Source organism: Brevibacterium antiquum CNRZ 918 (assembly GCF_900169145.1).
Lineage (GTDB): Bacteria > Actinomycetota > Actinomycetes > Actinomycetales > Brevibacteriaceae > Brevibacterium > Brevibacterium koreense.
Window position 1 is genome coordinate 266,208 of record NZ_FXZD01000001.1, and the last position, 17,304, is coordinate 283,511.

At 63.3% G+C, this 17,304-nt stretch carries 11 protein-coding genes and 1 tRNA gene; 9 read left to right on the plus strand and 3 right to left on the minus strand.

The annotated features are described in order from the left end of the window. Positions 1–21: 21 nt before the first annotated feature. The 7 genes from trpB (at position 22) to BANT918_RS01200 (ending at position 11,967) form a co-directional block, all read left to right on the plus strand. Positions 22–1,236 carry a tryptophan synthase subunit beta gene (trpB, locus tag BANT918_RS01170; protein WP_096161939.1) on the plus strand — a complete coding sequence of 405 codons (1,215 nt, stop codon included), beginning with the start codon at positions 22–24 and terminating at the stop codon, positions 1,234–1,236. Continuing rightward, the gene (gene trpA, locus BANT918_RS01175; protein WP_101598262.1) at positions 1,233–2,024 is read left to right on the plus strand and encodes a tryptophan synthase subunit alpha; all 792 of its coding nucleotides are present in this window, start codon (positions 1,233–1,235) and stop codon (positions 2,022–2,024) included. Before trpB ends, trpA begins: the two co-directional genes overlap by 4 nt. Beyond that, positions 2,021–2,317 carry a hypothetical protein gene (locus BANT918_RS01180; RefSeq protein ID WP_101598263.1) on the plus strand — a complete coding sequence of 99 codons (297 nt, stop codon included), beginning with the start codon at positions 2,021–2,023 and terminating at the stop codon, positions 2,315–2,317. Before trpA ends, BANT918_RS01180 begins: the two co-directional genes overlap by 4 nt. 187 nt (positions 2,318–2,504) lie before the next feature. Then, complete coding sequence (gltB, locus tag BANT918_RS01185; RefSeq protein WP_101618828.1) at positions 2,505–7,205, plus strand: glutamate synthase large subunit; 4,701 nt, start codon at positions 2,505–2,507, stop codon at positions 7,203–7,205. Next, a complete protein-coding gene (locus tag BANT918_RS01190; protein WP_101618595.1) occupies positions 7,198–8,652 on the plus strand; it encodes a glutamate synthase subunit beta in 1,455 nt (484 codons plus the stop codon). Before gltB ends, BANT918_RS01190 begins: the two co-directional genes overlap by 8 nt. 123 nt (positions 8,653–8,775) lie before the next feature. Then, positions 8,776–10,323 carry a pyruvate kinase gene (gene pyk, locus BANT918_RS01195; protein WP_101618596.1) on the plus strand — a complete coding sequence of 516 codons (1,548 nt, stop codon included), beginning with the start codon at positions 8,776–8,778 and terminating at the stop codon, positions 10,321–10,323. 249 nt (positions 10,324–10,572) lie between these two features. Next, entirely contained in the window at positions 10,573–11,967 is a 1,395-nt protein-coding gene (locus BANT918_RS01200; protein ID WP_101618597.1) for a dicarboxylate/amino acid:cation symporter, read from the plus strand. Positions 11,968–12,179: 212 nt separating this feature from the next. Here the strand turns inward: BANT918_RS01200 and BANT918_RS01205 are convergent. Next, positions 12,180–12,261: transfer RNA gene (locus BANT918_RS01205), tRNA-Leu, on the minus strand. Between the two features lie 161 nt (positions 12,262–12,422). Here BANT918_RS01205 and BANT918_RS01210 point away from each other — a divergent pair. Beyond that, the gene (locus tag BANT918_RS01210; RefSeq protein WP_418904335.1) at positions 12,423–13,043 is read left to right on the plus strand and encodes an ANTAR domain-containing response regulator; all 621 of its coding nucleotides are present in this window, start codon (positions 12,423–12,425) and stop codon (positions 13,041–13,043) included. A 105-nt stretch (positions 13,044–13,148) separates the two neighbouring features. Here BANT918_RS01210 and BANT918_RS01215 read toward each other — a convergent pair whose 3' ends face one another. Continuing rightward, entirely contained in the window at positions 13,149–13,607 is a 459-nt protein-coding gene (locus tag BANT918_RS01215) for a PaaI family thioesterase (RefSeq protein WP_009881391.1), read from the minus strand. A 41-nt stretch (positions 13,608–13,648) separates the two neighbouring features. Here BANT918_RS01215 and polA point away from each other — a divergent pair, with 41 nt between their 5' ends. Beyond that, positions 13,649–16,315: a DNA polymerase I gene (gene polA / locus BANT918_RS01220; RefSeq protein WP_101618599.1), complete on the plus strand. Its 2,667-nt coding sequence runs from the start codon at positions 13,649–13,651 to the stop codon at positions 16,313–16,315. 8 nt (positions 16,316–16,323) lie between these two features. Here the strand turns inward: polA and BANT918_RS01225 are convergent, their stop codons facing one another. Then, positions 16,324–17,163 carry a class I SAM-dependent methyltransferase gene (locus BANT918_RS01225; RefSeq protein WP_009881388.1) on the minus strand — a complete coding sequence of 280 codons (840 nt, stop codon included), beginning with the start codon at positions 17,161–17,163 and terminating at the stop codon, positions 16,324–16,326. Between the last annotated feature and the right edge of the window lie 141 nt (positions 17,164–17,304).

The following is a 17,304-nucleotide window of genomic DNA, read 5'->3' on the forward strand; positions in this document are numbered from 1 at the left end:
TTCGAACCGCGAAGGACTGCAATGACCGATTTGAGCCAGGAGAACGGACCCTACTTCGGTTCGTACGGAGGCAGGTTCTTCCCAGAAGCGCTGATCCCCGCACTCGACGAGATCGAAGAGACCTGGCGCAAATCCCAGGTGGATCCCGCGTTCACCGAAGAGCTGCTGGACCTGCAGAAGAACTACATCGGGCGTCCCAGTCTGCTCACCGAGGCCACCCGCTTCGCCGCACACTGCGGCGGCGCGAGGGTCTTCCTCAAGCGCGAGGACCTCAACCACACCGGCAGCCACAAGATCAACAACGCTCTGGGGCAGGCTCTGCTGGCCAAGCGCATGGGCAAGACTCGAGTCATCGCTGAGACCGGAGCCGGACAGCACGGTGTTGCCACAGCTACAGCGGCCGCCCTCCTCGACATGGAGTGCGAGGTCTACATGGGCGAGGAAGACACCCAGCGGCAGGCACTCAACGTCGCCCGGATGCGGCTGCTCGGAGCTAAGGTCAACTCTGTGTCCAACGGCACCAAGACGCTCAAAGACGCAATGAACGAAGCGATGCGCGACTGGGTCGCCAACGTAGGGAACACGCACTACATCATCGGCACCGTCGCCGGCCCGCACCCTTTCCCGGCCATGGTTCGCTCCTTCCAGGACGTCATCGGCATCGAGGCACGCGAGCAGATACGCAACGCCGTCGGACGACTGCCTGATGCTGTCTGCGCCTGCGTCGGCGGCGGATCGAACGCCATGGGCATCTTCGCCGCATTCCTTGCCGACAAGGACGTTCAGATCTTCGGCTTCGAAGCCGGAGGAGAAGGTGTCGACAGCGGCCGCCACGCGGCACGATTCTCAGGCGGACGTCCCGGAGTCCTCCACGGCTCCGCCACCTACATCCTGCAGGACGAGGACGGGCAGACCCGAGGCTCCCACTCGATCTCGGCCGGCCTCGACTACCCCTCGGTGGGACCAGAGCACTCCTACCTGCACGATTCCGAACGCGTGACCTACGAACCCGTCGTCGATGAAGAGGCGATGGAGGCGATGCAACTGCTGTCGCGCACTGAGGGCATCATTCCCGCAATCGAATCCGCCCATGCACTGGCCGGCGCGATGCGAGTGGGACAGAAACTCGGCAGCGACGCGGTTCTGCTCGTCAACCTCTCCGGGCGCGGCGACAAGGACATGACCACCGCAGCCAAATGGTTCAACTACTTCGACGAAGGAGCTGTGCAGGTATGACGAGCTCAGGACCCCGAACCGGTACCACCCTCGACGCCGTCGCTCAGGCCGGCCGCAAGGCCGCACTGATCGGGTATCTCCCCGTCGGCTTCCCCTCTGTCGAGGGTTCCATCGAAGCCATGGTCGAACTCGTGAAGTCCGGCGTCGACATCGTGGAAGTCGGCATGCCGTACTCGGACCCGGGAATGGACGGTCCCGTCATCCAGCGCGCCGCCGAGCAGGGGCTGAACGCCGGAGTGCGCACCTCCGACATCTTCACCGCCGTCTCAGCCGTTGCAGAAGCCGGAGGTACCGCCGTCGTGATGAGCTACTGGAACCTGGTGCTGCAGTACGGTGTGAGCGCCTTCGCCCGAGATCTGGACTCCGCCGGCGGGGGAGGCATCATCACCCCTGACCTCATCCCCGATGAGGCAGCGGCATGGACTGCGGCTTCGGACGAGTACGATCTTGACCGCATCTTCCTCGCCGCTCCCTCCTCAACGCCTGAACGTCTGTCCAAGATCGTCGACGCGAGCCGCGGATTCGTCTATGCCGCCTCGACGATGGGAGTGACCGGAGTCCGCTCCGAGGTCGACAACCATGCTCGCGAGCTTGTCACACGTCTCAAGGACACCGGAGCCCAGCACGCCTGCGTCGGGCTCGGAGTTTCGACTCGTGACCAGGCCGCAGAGGTTGCCGAATACGCTGACGGCGTCATCGTCGGATCTGCCCTCGTGCGTGCTCTCGACAGCGACGGAGTCAGCGGTATCGCAACTCTTGCCGCGGAGCTCGCTGAGGGCTGTGCATGAGCCTGACCGAACTGCTGACCTCCGGTGCTGGGCTTCGCCTCGGCTCCGTTACGATCCCGGTCTGGGCGCTGTGGGCCATTGCGCTGCTCGTGGTGCTCGTCATCGTCTCCATCATCATCGTCCGCCTCATTCGGCGCGCCCGAAAGATCACTCGGGCGACGAACGACACCTCTCAGGCAGCCGACGGTGAGCACACCTTCGGGTCCTATGGAGCCGTCACCTCGGCGATCTCCATCACCCCCGATGTGAGGCGGCGTGCACGGGGCAACGGCGGGTCGACAACCGACGACTGAGACTTTTAGGTTCGTTTTACGGTCCTTTTTCTATTCCATTCGGATTCACCACATGGTGTATGTTGGGTTACCGACTGTGAGAACCACGTCACAATTGTGTCTGAGGACGATCTTCGAAGGGCACCGCGAAAACAGCTAGGGACAGCGCCGTCTTTAACGTAAACTCCTACACCCCGTGAAGGCAGCGATGTACATTGAACACTCAACGACCCCGAAAGCTCCGCGTCAACCAGTTCGTGCCGGACTCTACGATCCGGCACTCGAGCACGACGCATGTGGGCTGGCGCTCATCGTCCGCTACCGTGGCCCGGCAGACCATGAGGTCGTCGAACAGGCTCTGACCGCACTGCGCAAACTCGAACACCGAGGCGGCATCGGCTCCGATGAAGGCACAGGGGATGGTGCCGGGATCACCCTGCAGATACCCCACGACTATTTCGCCGAGGTGCTCGGTGCTGACGGCGTCGAACTTCCGGAGCCGGGCAGCTACGCCGCAGGCATCGGCTTCTTCGCCCAGGACTACCGACAGGATCTCATCCCCGACGTGGCTATCCCCACGGACGACAGGGATGCTCCGGTCACAGAGGGCAGGAACGATTCGCACGAGGATCAGGACGACCTCGTCAAGCGGATCGCCGCCGAAGAGGGACTGAAGGTCCTTGCCTTCCGCGACGTGCCCCACGACGCGAGCGTGCTGGGCGAGACCGCACGCACCACGATGCCGCGCATGCGCCAGCTCTTCCTCGCCATCGACGAGCGGTATCCCTCCCGGGACCCACAGGATCTGAGCCGCCGGTCCTACATCGTGAGGAAGCGCCTCGACCATGCGGGTCTCTACTGCCCTTCTCTCAACCCGGGCACCATCACCTATAAGGGCATGCTCTCAACGGGCCAGCTCTCCGCCTTCTACACGGAACTGCTCGACGAACGGCTGACCTCTCGGATCGCGCTCGTGCATTCTCGCTTCTCGACGAACACGTTCCCGTCCTGGCAGCTGGCGCAGCCCTTCGGCACGATCGCCCACAACGGTGAGATCAACACGGTGCGCGGCAACCGCAACTGGATGCAGGCCAGGGAATCGAAGCTGGCCTCGGACCTGCTCGTCTCCCCGGTGCCCGGCACCTCGACGAGCTTGGACAGATTGTGCCCGATCGTGCCGCCCGGCGCCTCGGACTCGGCGTCATTCAATTCGGTGCTCGAACTCATGGTTGCCTCGGGCAGGTCGCTGCCGCAGGCGATGCTGATGATGATCCCGGAGGCTTGGGAGAACAACCCCGGCATGGGAGAGTCACGCAAGGCGTTCTATGAGTATCATTCGCTGCTGATGGAGCCGTGGGACGGACCCGCCTGCGTGGGATTCACCGACGGGAAGCTGGCAGGGGCGGTCCTCGATCGCAACGGCCTGCGTCCTGCGCGCTATGTCATGACCTCCGACACCGTGGTCCTGGCCAGTGAGATCGGCGTTGTCGACCTGCCCGAAGCGGACATCGTTGCTCGCGGTCGGCTGACGCCTGGACGCATGTTCCTCGTCGACACCGAGTCCGAACGGATCATCTCCGACACGGAGATCAAGAATCAGCTCGCCACTGAGCATCCCTATGAAGAGTGGGTCAAGAGCTGTTCGCGCCGCCTCGCGGATCTGCCCACTCGGATCCACGTCACTCACCCGCAGTCATCGGTGCGCAGGCGTCAGCGAACCTTCGGCTACACCGAGGAGGAGCTGCGTATCCTCATCTCGCCGATGGCCGAGACCGGGGCAGAGCCCCTGGGGGCCATGGGTACGGACACGGCGATCGCGGCCTTGAGCAAACGACCGAGGCTGCTCTTCGACTACTTCCATCAGAACTTCGCTCAGGTGACGAATCCGCCGCTGGACTCAATCCGCGAAGACATCGTCACCAGCATGTCCTCGGGCATCGGGCGCGAAGGCAACCTGCTGCAGTTCTCCGAGCCGGACTCCGCGCATATCCTGCTCGATCAGCCGGTCATCGACAACGACGAACTGACGGCGATCTCGTACGTCCAGGGCCACCACCTCGGCGTCGACAATGGACGACCCAGTGTGACGCTGGCCGGCCTGTATTCGGTGAATGCCGGGCCTGATGCCATGGCAAAGCGTCTCGAGGCGCTGTGTCGGGAAGCCAGCGCGGCCGTCGAGGCCGGAGCAGTGTTCATCATCCTCAGCGATCGGGACTCGACAGCTGATCTTGCTCCGATTCCGTCGCTGCTGCTGACTTCGGCCCTTCACCACCACCTGGTGCGGCAGCGTTCGCGGACGCGGGTGTCCATCATCGTCGAAGCCGGCGATGTCCGTGAGGTCCACCATGTCGCCACTCTGGTCGCATTCGGTGCCTCCGCCGTCAACCCGTACCTCGCCATGGAGACCGCCGAAGCGCTCGTGCGCTCAGACAGGATCCGCGGCATCAGCGAATCTGCGGCCGTGGAGAATGTGCTCACGGCACTGAACAAGGGGCTGCTGAAGATCATGTCGAAGATGGGGATCTCGACTGTCCAGTCCTACCACGGAGCCCAGACCTTCGAGTCCCTCGGGCTTTCGGACGACTTCATCGACGAGTTCTTCACCTCCACCCCGCACCAGCTCGGGGGCAAGGGAATCATTGAGATCACCGCGGAATCAAGTGCTCGGCATGCCGACGCCTACCGTGATGACCATCCACGGCCCTCGCACCGGAATCTGCTGGTCGGAGGCGAATATCAGTGGCGGCGGGAAGGTCCGGGCCACCTGTTCAACCCGGAGACGATCTTCAAGCTCCAGCACTCCACTGCCACAGGTCGCTTCGACATCTTCGAGCAGTACACCCACGCCGTCGACGAGCAGTCACGTGAGCTCATGACTCTGCGCGGACTGTTCGACCTCGTGCCCACGGAATCGGGTCCGATCGACATCGCCGAGGTGGAGCCGGCCAGCGAGATCATGAAGCGCTTCTCGACAGGTGCCATGAGCTACGGCTCACTGTCCCAAGAGGCACACGAGACTCTGGCCATCGCGATGAACCGCATCGGCGGAAGGTCGAACACCGGTGAAGGTGGAGAGGACACCGAACGTCTCGTCGATCCCGAACGCCGATCGGCTGTCAAGCAGATCGCCAGCGGACGTTTCGGGGTCACCAGCCATTACCTCACCGAGGCCGACGACCTGCAGATCAAGATGGCTCAGGGCGCGAAGCCGGGAGAGGGCGGACAGCTGCCCGGGGCGAAGGTCTACCCGTGGATCGCGAAGACCAGACATGCCACTCCCGGAGTGGGGCTGATCTCTCCGCCGCCGCATCACGACATCTATTCGATCGAGGACCTTGCTCAGCTCATCCACGATCTCGGTCGCGCCAATGCCAGGGCCCGCGTGCACGTGAAACTCGTGTCCGGGATCGGCGTCGGCACGGTGGCCGCAGGGGTGGCCAAGGCCGGAGCGGACGTCGTCCTCGTCTCCGGTCACGACGGAGGCACCGGGGCCAGCCCGCTGAACTCCCTCAAGCATGCCGGCACCCCCTGGGAACTCGGCTTGGCCGAAGCCCAGCAGACCCTGGTGCTCAACGGTCTGCGAGAGAAGGTCAGCGTGCAGGTCGACGGCCAGCTCAAGACCGGCCGCGACGTCATCATCGCCGCCCTGCTGGGTGGTGAGGAGTTCGGATTCGCGACCACGGCACTCGTGGTCTCCGGCTGCATCATGATGCGTGTGTGCCACAAGGACACATGTCCTGTCGGTGTCGCGACTCAGAACCCGAAGCTGCGCGAACGCTTCCATGGCCAGGCCGATCACGTCGTGAACTTCTTCACCTTCATCGCCGAGGAGGTCCGCGGCTACCTTGCGCAGCTGGGCTTGCGCTCACTCGACGAGGCGATCGGTGCTGTCGAGAGGCTGCGCATCGATGAGAAGCGTGCCGAGGCCTCAGGCCTCGACCTCGATCTGGCCGCGATCCTCACCGTGCCCGAGGACGTCCATGGCAACACCGCAGTGCCGCGCAAACGCACCACTGAGGTCAACCGCGACTTCGCCGGGGAGCTGGACCTGCGTCTGCTGGCCGAGGCCGGGGAGTCGATCGAGTCCGGGGCCACGGTCACGATCACCTCGGCGATCGAGAACACGGACCGCAGCGTCGGCACCCTGCTGGGGCACAATGTCACGCTCGCCCATGCCGAAGTGGGCCTGCCCGAGCACACGATCAGGCTCGACCTGCACGGCACGGCCGGGCAGTCACTCGGTGCCTTCCTGCCTCGCGGAGTCACCATCGACCTGCATGGCGACGCCAACGACTACGTCGGCAAGGGGCTCTCGGGCGGGACCATCAGCGTGCATCCGCACGAGGAGAACCCGACCAGACCCGAGCACAACGTCATCGCCGGCAACGTGCTGGGCTACGGCGCGACCGCCGGCAAGCTGTTCGTCTCCGGCCAGGTGGGGGAGCGGTTCATGGTGCGCAATTCGGGCGCCGAAGCAGTGGTCGAAGGGATCGGTGACCACGGGCTCGAATACATGACCGGAGGCCTCGCTGTGATCCTCGGCAGCACCGGACGCAACTTCGCCGCCGGTATGTCGGGCGGCACTGCCTACGTCCTGGACTTCAACCCCGCCAAGCTCAACCCCAAGGAACGCGCTGCCGGCGTATTCCGGTTCACCGGGGTGGGAATCTCCGATATGGAGGTCCTCCAGCGCCTGTTGGGTGAACATGTTCAGTGGACGGGCTCGCCCCTGGCTACCCAGCTGCTTGACGGACTGCGCCGAGGAGAGGACGTCCTCTCCCGCTTCACAAAGATCATTCCCGTCGCCTATGCGATGGTCAAAGACGTTCAGGAAGAGTTCATCGCGGCAGGTCAGTCCGCGGATTCGGACGACGCCTGGCACAAGATTCTGGAGGTCGCCAATGGCTGATCCACATGGATTCCTCACCACCGACCAGCGCGAGCTGCCACGGCGGCGCCCGGTTCCCATCCGACTCATGGACTACCGCGAGGTCTACGAAGCAGGCGATCCGGAGCAGCTGCGCAGGCAGGCATCGCGGTGCATGGACTGCGGCGTTCCTTTCTGCCATCAGGGCTGCCCCCTGGGCAATCTGATTCCGGAGTTCAACGATGCGATGTATCGCGGTGAGCTTCCGCGGGCCGTCGAACTTCTGCATGCAACGAACAACTTCCCGGAATTCACCGGTCGCGCGTGCCCGGCACCGTGTGAGAATGCCTGCGTCCTCGGGATCAATCAGCCTGCAGTGACGATCAAGCAGGTGGAGGTCTCGATCGTCGACCAGGGCTTCGCCGCCGGACTCATCCAGCCGGTGATTCCTGAACGGATCACCGGGCAGACCGTTGCCGTCATCGGCTCCGGTCCGACCGGACTCGCCGCAGCCCAGCAGCTGACACGGGCTGGGCATACCGTCGTCGTCCACGAACGCGACGACCGCCTCGGCGGACTGCTGCGCTACGGGATCCCGGATTTCAAGCTCGAGAAGCAGCACATCGACCGTCGTCTCGATCAGATGCGCGCAGAAGGCACCCGGTTCAAGACGTCGGTCGAGATCGGCAGGGACATCAGCCTTGAGGACCTGCAGTCGAGCTTCGATGCCGTCATCGTGTGCACAGGTGCCACAGTGCCCCGTGATATGACCATCGCCGGCCGCGAGCTTCGCGGAGTCGAATTTGCGATGGACTATCTGGTGCCCTCGAATCGTGTGCAGGCGGGGGAGCGCCCTGGACCCGGTGGAGTGGAGAGCCACATCGACGCTCAGGGAAAGCACGTGGTCATCATCGGCGGTGGCGACACGGGTGCGGACTGTCTGGGAACGGCCCTGCGGCAGACTGCAGCCTCGGTCACGACGCTGGCGATCGGAGCTCAGCCGCCCATCGACCGCAGCGAGGCAGATCCCTGGCCCACCGTCCCGCGCATCTTCGAAGTCCAGTCCTCTCATGAGGAGGGCGGCACGCGGCGCTACCTCGCATCGACGACAGGGTTCGCCGGAGACGAGGAAGGCCGGGTGGTCGGGATCGATGTGGCAGAGACCCAGTTCGTCGACGGTCGCCGTGTGCCGACTCCTGGCACCGAGCACCGCCTGGATGCCGACCTCGTGCTCCTGGCCCTCGGCTTCTCTGGGCCGGAATCCGACGCTCTCGGCCTCGACGTCAGCGACAGCGGCGCCTTCGCTCGCGACGAGACCTATCTCGGTTCGACTCCCGGAGTGTTCATCGCCGGTGACGCTGGGCGTGGTCAGTCGCTCATCGTATGGGCGATCGCCGAGGGACGGTCGGTCGCGGCCGAGGTCGATCGTTTCCTCACGGGCTCGACTCGGCTGCCTGAACCCGTCGGACCACACGACAGATCGTTTTAAATGTTAAGATGATCTGTGTCAATTAATGAGAAGTCCGCACATCGGTGTGCGTGACTCTCCTCCGACGAACAGACGTGGCGGGCGGTTCGGATCGCCCGCCACGGTACAGGTAGGGTGGTGTGCATGAGGCGTGCAAAGATAGTCGCAACATTAGGTCCGAATCAGAACTCCTATGAAGAGATCCGCGCGCTCGTCGACGAAGGCGTCGACGTGGCCAGATTCAATCTCAGCCACGGCAAGCGGGAAGAACACGAAGAGAAATTCGCCTGGGTGCGCCAGGCCGCGCTCGACACCGGCCGCGCCGTCGCGTTGCTGCTCGATCTGCAGGGCCCGAAGATCAGGGTCGGCAATTTCGCCAACGGCAAGGAAGAGCTGGTCGAAGGCGCAGCCTTCACGATCACTAACCGCGACATCGCCGGCACCGCCGAGGTCGTGAGCACCACACTGTCGACTCTGCCGAGCGATGTGTCCGTCGGCGATCCGCTGCTCATCGACGATGGGCGCCTGCGTCTGCGTGCCACCGAGGTCACCGACACCGATGTCGTCACCGAGGTGGAGATCGGTGGAACGATCTCGAACCACAAGGGCATCAACCTTCCCGGTGTTCCGGTCTCCGTGCCGGCGCTGTCGGAGAAGGACATCGAGGACCTCAAGTGGGGCCTCAAACTCGGCTTCGACTGGGTGGCGCTGTCCTTCGTCCGCAGTCCCGAGGACATGGATGATGTCAGGGCAGTCATGGACGAGGTCGGCATCTCCGCACCCGTCATCGCCAAGCTGGAGAAGCCGCAGGCCGTCGATCAGCTCGATGCGGTCATCGATGCCTTCGATGGAATCATGGTCGCCCGCGGCGACCTCGGTGTGGAACTGCCCCTGGAGCAGGTTCCGATCGTGCAGAAGCGTGCGGTTGAGATCGCCCGTCAGCAGGCCAAGCCCGTGATCGTGGCCACTCAGATGCTCGAGACCATGATCGATGCGGCCAGGCCCACTCGCGCCGAGGCGAGCGACTGCGCCAACGCCGTCCTCGATGGAGCCGATGCTCTGATGCTCTCCGGTGAGACTTCAGTGGGCGACTACTGGGTCGAAGCGATCAGGACCATGAGCCGCATCATCGAGTCGACCGAGGAACACGGCATGGAACGGATCCCGCAGCTGGGCACAGTTCCTCACACCAAAGGTGGGGCTGTGACGGCCGCAGCGGTTCAGATTGCTGAACAGCTCGATATCGATCTGCTGTGCACCTTCTCCCAGACGGGTGACTCCGTACGCCGGATGTCGCGTCTGCGTCCCGCCTGGCCGATCCTCGGCTTCACCCCCGATGCTCAGGTTCGCCACCAGCTGGCACTGACCTGGGGTGTGCGCCCCTACCTGGTCAAGACTGTGCGGCACACGGATCAGATGGCCAGACAGGTCGATGCCGTGCTGCTCGCGGACGGAACAGCCCACGAGGGTGATCAGTCCATCCTTGTGGCCGGGTCACCTCCTGGAATCCCCGGGTCGACCAATGCTCTGCGCATCCACACGATGGGTGATGCCGCCAAGGGTGTTGCTGCTGCTTACGAAGACTCCTCGGACGATGAGGAAGATCCTTTGGCCGGGTACGGCATCGTCTCCGAAACGCCGGTCACTCATGAGGTGCCGATCGTCAAGGAGAACGGCACACCGAGGCACTGAGGCTCTCTGAAACGGCGGCTGCCCCTTCATGAGGTGGCCGCCGTTGTCATGTCCCGATGACATATGCGCGAGCAGCCACCTGAGCGGTTGGCGCCAGTGAGAGCCACTTCACTCGGACTTGCGGAATTTCTGAGATTGCTCAACAGTTGTGCTGTGAGTTGAACATTGCCTGAACTGAGATTCGCTCGAAGTGAGCGGCGTTCGGGTTGAGCATCATTCGGAAACCGACAGACGAAGAAGAGGAATGGCATGAGATTGCCCAAGTGGAGCCGATCATTCGGGGTGCAGGTCACCATTGCCCTGATTGCGGGCGTGGTCCTCGGGCTGATCGCCCGATCCTGGGGTCCGGTCAGCGAGGGTCAGGACAACTGGCTCGGTCAGACCTTGGACACCATCGGGTCGTCCTATGTGACCCTCCTCAAGGCGGCCGTCGTACCCCTCGTCATCACCGCGATCATCGCCAGCATCGGCAATCTGCGCAAGGTGACGAATGCAGCCAGGCTCGCAGTCTCCACCCTTCTGTGGTTCGCCTTCACCGCGCTCATCGCCGTACTCATCGGACTCATCCTCGGTGTCGTGATTCAGCCGGGTACGCACGCGGACGCCGCATCGTTGAGCGGTTCCGCCCCTGATTCGCAAGGCAGCTGGATCGGCTTCCTGACCGGTCTTGTGCCCGTGAACTTCCTCGGCCTGGAGGTTGCGACCTCACCCGATGAGGCCGGCGGCCTGGTCTCCGAGGTCGACTTCAACATCCTTCAGCTCATCATCGTCTCCGGTGCCATCGGCATCGCCGCGGTCAAGGTCGGCAAGGCCGCCGAACCGTTCCTCCAGTTCGTCGAAGCGGCCTTGGCTGTCGTGCAGAAGGTGGTCTGGTGGATCGTGCGCATCGCACCGATCGGCACCCTCGGCCTCATCGGCAATGCGGTCAACTCCTACGGGTGGTCGACCATGGGTTCCCTGCTGTGGTTCGTCGTTGCTGTGTACGTGGGATTGGCGATCGTCTTCTTCGTCGTCTATCCGACGCTGGCTAAGCTCAACGGCCTCTCAGCTCGTCAGTATTTCTCCGGCGTGTGGCCGGCCGCCCAGATGGGCTTCGTCTCCCGGTCCTCGATCGGCACCATGCCCGTGACCCAGAAGGTCGCCACCGACAATTTCGGCGTTCCGCAGAGCTACGCCGCCTTCGCAGTCCCCTTCGGGGCGACAACGAAGATGGACGGTTGTGCCGCGATCTATCCGGCGATCGCCGCCGTCTTCGTGGCCCAGTTCTTCGGAATCGATCTCACGATCGTGCAGTACTTCCTGATCGTGTTCGTCTCCGTCATCGGCTCGGCGGCAACGGCCGGAACGACCGGTGCCACCGTGATGCTGACTCTCACGCTGTCCACTCTCGGACTGCCCCTTGAAGGTGTGGGTCTGCTCCTGGCGATCGAGCCGATCGTCGACATGGGACGCACAGCGCTCAATGTCTCGGGACAGGCTCTTGTCCCTGCCATTGTGGCCAAGCGTCACGACATCCTCGATGTCGACCGCTACGATGCTGTTCGTGTAGACGGCTATGTGCCGGTTGATGAGGTCGCAGAGGAGAGCGCCGGGGATTCCGACGAGGCTGAACTCGAACAGCCCTCGAGTGGAGCGCGTTCCTGACCCTGGTGGGCATCTGGCCGGCATGAGCATTTCGCTGATGTCGGCCGGAACTGCCTTTTGAGCTGTTGCGGCGCAGAGCGCTTCGCGCTCGGCCGAGTCCACGCCGATGAGTTCCTCGCGGAGTGAGTGAAGGGGCCGGCGAACATGAGTTCGCCGGCCCCTTCACTGCTGCTTCGTGCCCTGTGACCGTCTGACGACTGTCTGGGTATAAGTACCGGATGTGGGACTCGAACCCACACGTCTCTCGACAATGCATTTTGAGTGCACCGCGTCTACCGATTCCGCCAATCCGGCTCGGCCGCGGAGCGAATCCGCGACAGAGTCGAGTTTACGACAGCTTTTATGTGATTGCACAATCGGCGGCGGTGGTGACCATCACACGGGTGGCTACCATCACAGAAGAAACTTGGGTACCGATGTCGGTGCACGGATGAGGCCTGGTTTAGACTGGTGCCGTGCTTTCAAACAGCGAACAACCAACTTCAGATGAGTCCGTGCCGGTTCGCCGCGTCGTAGTGGCGGAAGACGAGGCCGTGATTCGTCTCGATATCGTCGAGATGCTGCGCGAGGTCGGATACGACGTCGTCGGCGAAGCCGCAGACGGCGAATCCGCTATCCGCCTGGCCGAAGAGCTGCGCCCAGATCTCGTCGTGATGGACATCAAGATGCCCATCCTCGACGGAATCTCCGCAGCGGAGAGGATCGCCAAGGCGCGCATCGCCCCGGTGATCCTGCTCACCGCCTTCTCGCAGAAGGAACTCGTCGAGCGAGCTCGCGATGCCGGAGCAATGGCCTACGTGGTCAAGCCCTTCACGGCCGCGGACCTCATCCCTGCCCTCGAGATCGCCCTGTCGCGTCACGCGGAGATCAGCTCCCTGGAGAGTGAGATCTCCGACCTGACCGAACGCTTCGAGACCCGCAAGGTCGTCGAACGCGCCAAGAGCCTGCTCCAGACCTCGATGGGTCTCAGCGAGCCCGAGGCCTTCCGGTGGATCCAGAAGACCTCGATGGACCGCCGCCTGACCATGCGTGAGGTTGCCGACACCGTTCTCAAGCAGATCGACTCCAGCAAGTAGCTCACACCCCACCCGAACACATACTGAGGCCGGCGAATCCGATGAGGATTCGCCGGCCTCCTTCATTCAGCGGTGACAGCCTGTCGGCCGGTCACCGGCCGCTGCTCACTTGGGTTCGGTCTTGAGGATCATGTTCGTGATCCGCACGATCGAGAGAAGCCGGCCGGCGGCATCGGTCATCTTCACCTCATGGGACACGATCGTACGTCCCTGGTGGAGCACCTCGGCGCGGCCGGTCACCGTACCGTCTCGAGCCGCGCGCAGATGCGTGGCGTTGAGGTCGACTCCGACCACGTTCTTGCCACCGGAGATGAGGAACGAGTGCATCGAGGCCAGGGACTCGGCCAGCACGACATGACCGCCGCCGTGGAAGAGGCCCATCGGCTGAGTGTTGTCCGTCACCGGCACCGCTCCCGTGACATGGTCATGGCTGAGTTCTGTGAACTCGATGCCCATCTTCGCGGCGAGGGCACCGACCGCTTCTGGACTGTTGAGCTGGCCGAGCATCTCCCGACACTGATCTTCAGTGGTGTGAGCGCTCAGCGATGCGGTCGGAATGAACATCGTTCTCCTTCATGTCAGTTTTGAACGATAGGCTATGTCATGTGACTCAAGTAAACGAATCCCTCCTGCTCATCGATGGACACTCTCTGGCCTACCGGGCATTCCACGCCCTTCCGGTGGAGAACTTCTCCACCAGCACCGGCCAGTCGACGAACGCCATCTACGGCTTCATCTCGATGCTCATCAATGTCCTCAGGGACGAGTCACCCAGCCACGTGGCCGTGGCCTTCGACCTGGGGCGACAGACCTTCCGCCTCGAGGAGTACCCCGAATACAAGGCAGGACGAGCCAAAACGCCGCCGGAGTTCCACCCGCAGATCGATCTGATCAAGGACATCGTGGTGGCCATGGGCATCACAGTGGTGACCAAAGAGGGCTTCGAAGCAGACGATGCGCTGGCGACCATGGCGCGTATGGGCACCGAAGCCGGTGCGCAGGTCGAGGTGATGAGCGGGGACAAGGACTCCTTCCAGCTCTCCAACGACTCCGTGACGATCCTCTACCCCAAACGCGGAGTCAGCGACCTCAATCGCATGACCCCGGCCGCGATCGAAGAGAAATACGCGGTCACGCCCGTGAACTACCGTGGGCTCGCGGCCCTGGTGGGGGAGAAGGCCGACAATCTTCCCGGCGTCCCCGGGGTCGGTGACAAGACCGCAGCGAAGTGGTTGGCCGCCTACGGTGATCTGCCGGGTGTGCTGGAGAACGCGGACGCGATCAAAGGCAAGGTCGGGGAGAAGCTGCGCGACCACATTTCTGAGGTCGAACGCAATTTCCGACTCAACCGCCTCCTCGACAATGTCGACCTGGGCCTGACCTATGCCGATCTCAAATGGGGAGAGGGCGACCCGAGCGAGCTCTCGAGCCTGTTCGACCAACTCGAATTCCAGGCCCTCGGCAAACGACTGAGTGCGATCTTCGGCGAAGAGGCCGTCCCAGAGGAGGCTTCGGGTCCCGCCCGCGAGGTCTCCGTTGAGACCCTCGACGTGCCCGCACTTCTGGAGAAGATGGCGGACTCCGATGTGCTCGCCCTCGATTCCGATGCGCGGTACGAACTCGGACACGGTGACGTGCGGATCCTTGCCGTGTCCGGTGCGCCCGACGAGGCCTGGGTCGTCGACCTCGCCGAGGCGGGGGAAGCCGATGTCTCGAAACTGAGCTCGGCGCTGCGGTCGAAGACCCTCATCCTGCACAGTTCGAAGACACAGATCAAGGCCTGGCGTTCACTGGGCCTGGACGTCGACGACGTTGCCGGTGACACGGCCCTGGCTGCCTACCTGCTGGTGCCCGATCAGCGCAGCTACGAACTGCAGCAGATCGCACTCGAACGCGCCGGGATAGAACTCAGCGATGCCGAGTCCGACAGCGGGCAGCTGGCACTTGACCTCGAATCCGATCAAACCGCTCAGACCCACGGGCACAGGGCGGCCGCGCTGCTCGAGGTCCATGACATTCTGGCGGCGAAGATCGACGAAGCCAATATGAGCCAGGTCTATCGCGATATCGAACTGCCGTTGGTGCCTGTGCTGGCCAGAATGGAACTGGCCGGCATCGCCGTCGACGAGGCAGGACTGTCCGGACTCATCGACGAATTCACGAAGCAGGCCAACGCGAGCGCAGAACTCGCCTATGAGGCGATCGGCCATGAGGTCAACCTCGGGTCGCCGAAGCAGCTGCAGACCGTGCTCTTCGACGAGCTCGACATGCCCAAGACCAAGCGCACGAAGACCGGGTACACCACCGACGCCGAGGCGTTGGCGGAGCTGTTCATCAAGACCGAGCACCCGTTCCTGCAGCACCTGCTGGCCTACCGTGACTCCACGAAGCTCAAGCAGACCGTCGTCGGACTTCTCAAAACCGTGGCCGAGGACGGACGCATCCACACCACCTACCAGCAGACCGTCGCTGCGACAGGGCGGCTGTCCTCACTCGACCCGAACCTGCAGAACATTCCGGTGCGCACCGAATCGGGGCGACGGATCCGCGAGATCTTCATCGCCGACCCACACGTCGACGACGCTCGACTGCTCACGGCTGACTACTCGCAGATCGAAATGCGCATCATGGCCCACCTCTCTGGCGACGCCGCACTGATCCAGGCATTCAAGGACGGCGAGGACCTGCACTCCTACGTCGGGTCTAAGGTCTTCGGCGTCGGCATCGACGAGGTCGACTCGGCGATGCGTTCGAAGGTCAAGGCCATGTCCTACGGTCTGGTCTACGGACTCTCCGCCTATGGTCTCTCCCGCCAGCTGGCCATCGGCGTCGACGAGGCGAAGAATCTCATGGAGCAGTACTTCGAACGCTTCGGAGCAGTCAAGGACTACCTCGACGAGATCGTCGAACAGGCACGCGCCAACGGCTACACCGAGACCATCATGGGTCGCAGGCGCTACCTGCCGGCACTGCACAGCGACCGGCGACAGCTGCGGGACATGGCCGAACGCGCTGCGCTCAACGCCCCGATCCAGGGATCTGCCGCGGACATCATGAAGATCGCCATGCTCAAGGTCAGCGACCGCCTCGGTGACCACAAGTCAACGGTCCTGTTGCAGGTCCATGACGAGATCATCGTCGACGTCCACCCCGAGGAGATCGACTCTGTCACGCAGATCGTCACCGAGGAGATGGGCTCAGCCTTCGAACTCGACGTGCCGCTCGACGTCAACGTCGGCACCGGAACCTCCTGGCACGACGCAGCGCACTGAGCCCGGAGTCAGTCCTTGTTGAGCGTGGTGGAGAAGATGACGGTGCCGGGCATGAGGGAGCCGCGCAGCGGAGACCAGCCGCCCCAGGCAGTCTGATTGGACTCCGGCCATTCCGGCTCGGTCACCGAATCGATCGTGAAGCCGGCCGTGACCAGCAGATTCACCCAATCTCCCATCGTGCGATGGTGCTCGGCGTAGACGGGCTGTCCATCGGAGGAGATCTCGACGTAGGGGGTGCGGTCGAAGTAGGAGTATTCGACCGTCAGGCCCGCTTCACCGGGCACATCGGGGAACATCCACCGCATCGGATGGGTCGTTGAGAACGCCCACCGTCCACCGGGGCGGACCACACGTGCGACCTCGGACAGAACCACCTCGGCGTCCTTGACGAAGGGAAGGGCACCGTAGGAGGAGAACGCGACATCGAAGCTGTTCGAAGCGAACGGCAGTTCTCGGGCATCGGCGTGGAGGAACGTCGGGGGAGTGGCGTCCTCGCTGAGGGGATGCTCTCGCTGCAGGCGAGAAGCCTGCTCGAGCATGCCGGCGGAGACGTCTACGCCCGTGGCGATGGCACCTTCTTCGGCCAACCAGCGCGAGCACTGACCGGCACCGCAGCCGACCTCGAGGATCTGGCGTCGGCGCACATCGCCGAGCAGATTCACATCGGATTCGTGAATTCCCTCGGGACACCACATGAACTCCGAGGCGCCCAGGAAACTGCCGTGTTCGGCGAGGTACTCCTCGGCGGAATTGTCCCAATACCCTCTGTTGGCGCGTACTGAGGCCTCTTCATCGATGGGCAGATAGCCACCGCTGATGACCTCGGCTTGATAACTTCCGTCGCTCATCATTCCTCCGTGGCGATCGCCATGTTTCTTTTCCGACTTCGGCGTGCATTCACGCCATGGATGATGCTAGTATTGACAACCGTATGCGCGTATGTATACATGTCCAAAATCGTAATCGAGACCGGATCCAGTTCTCGGGCT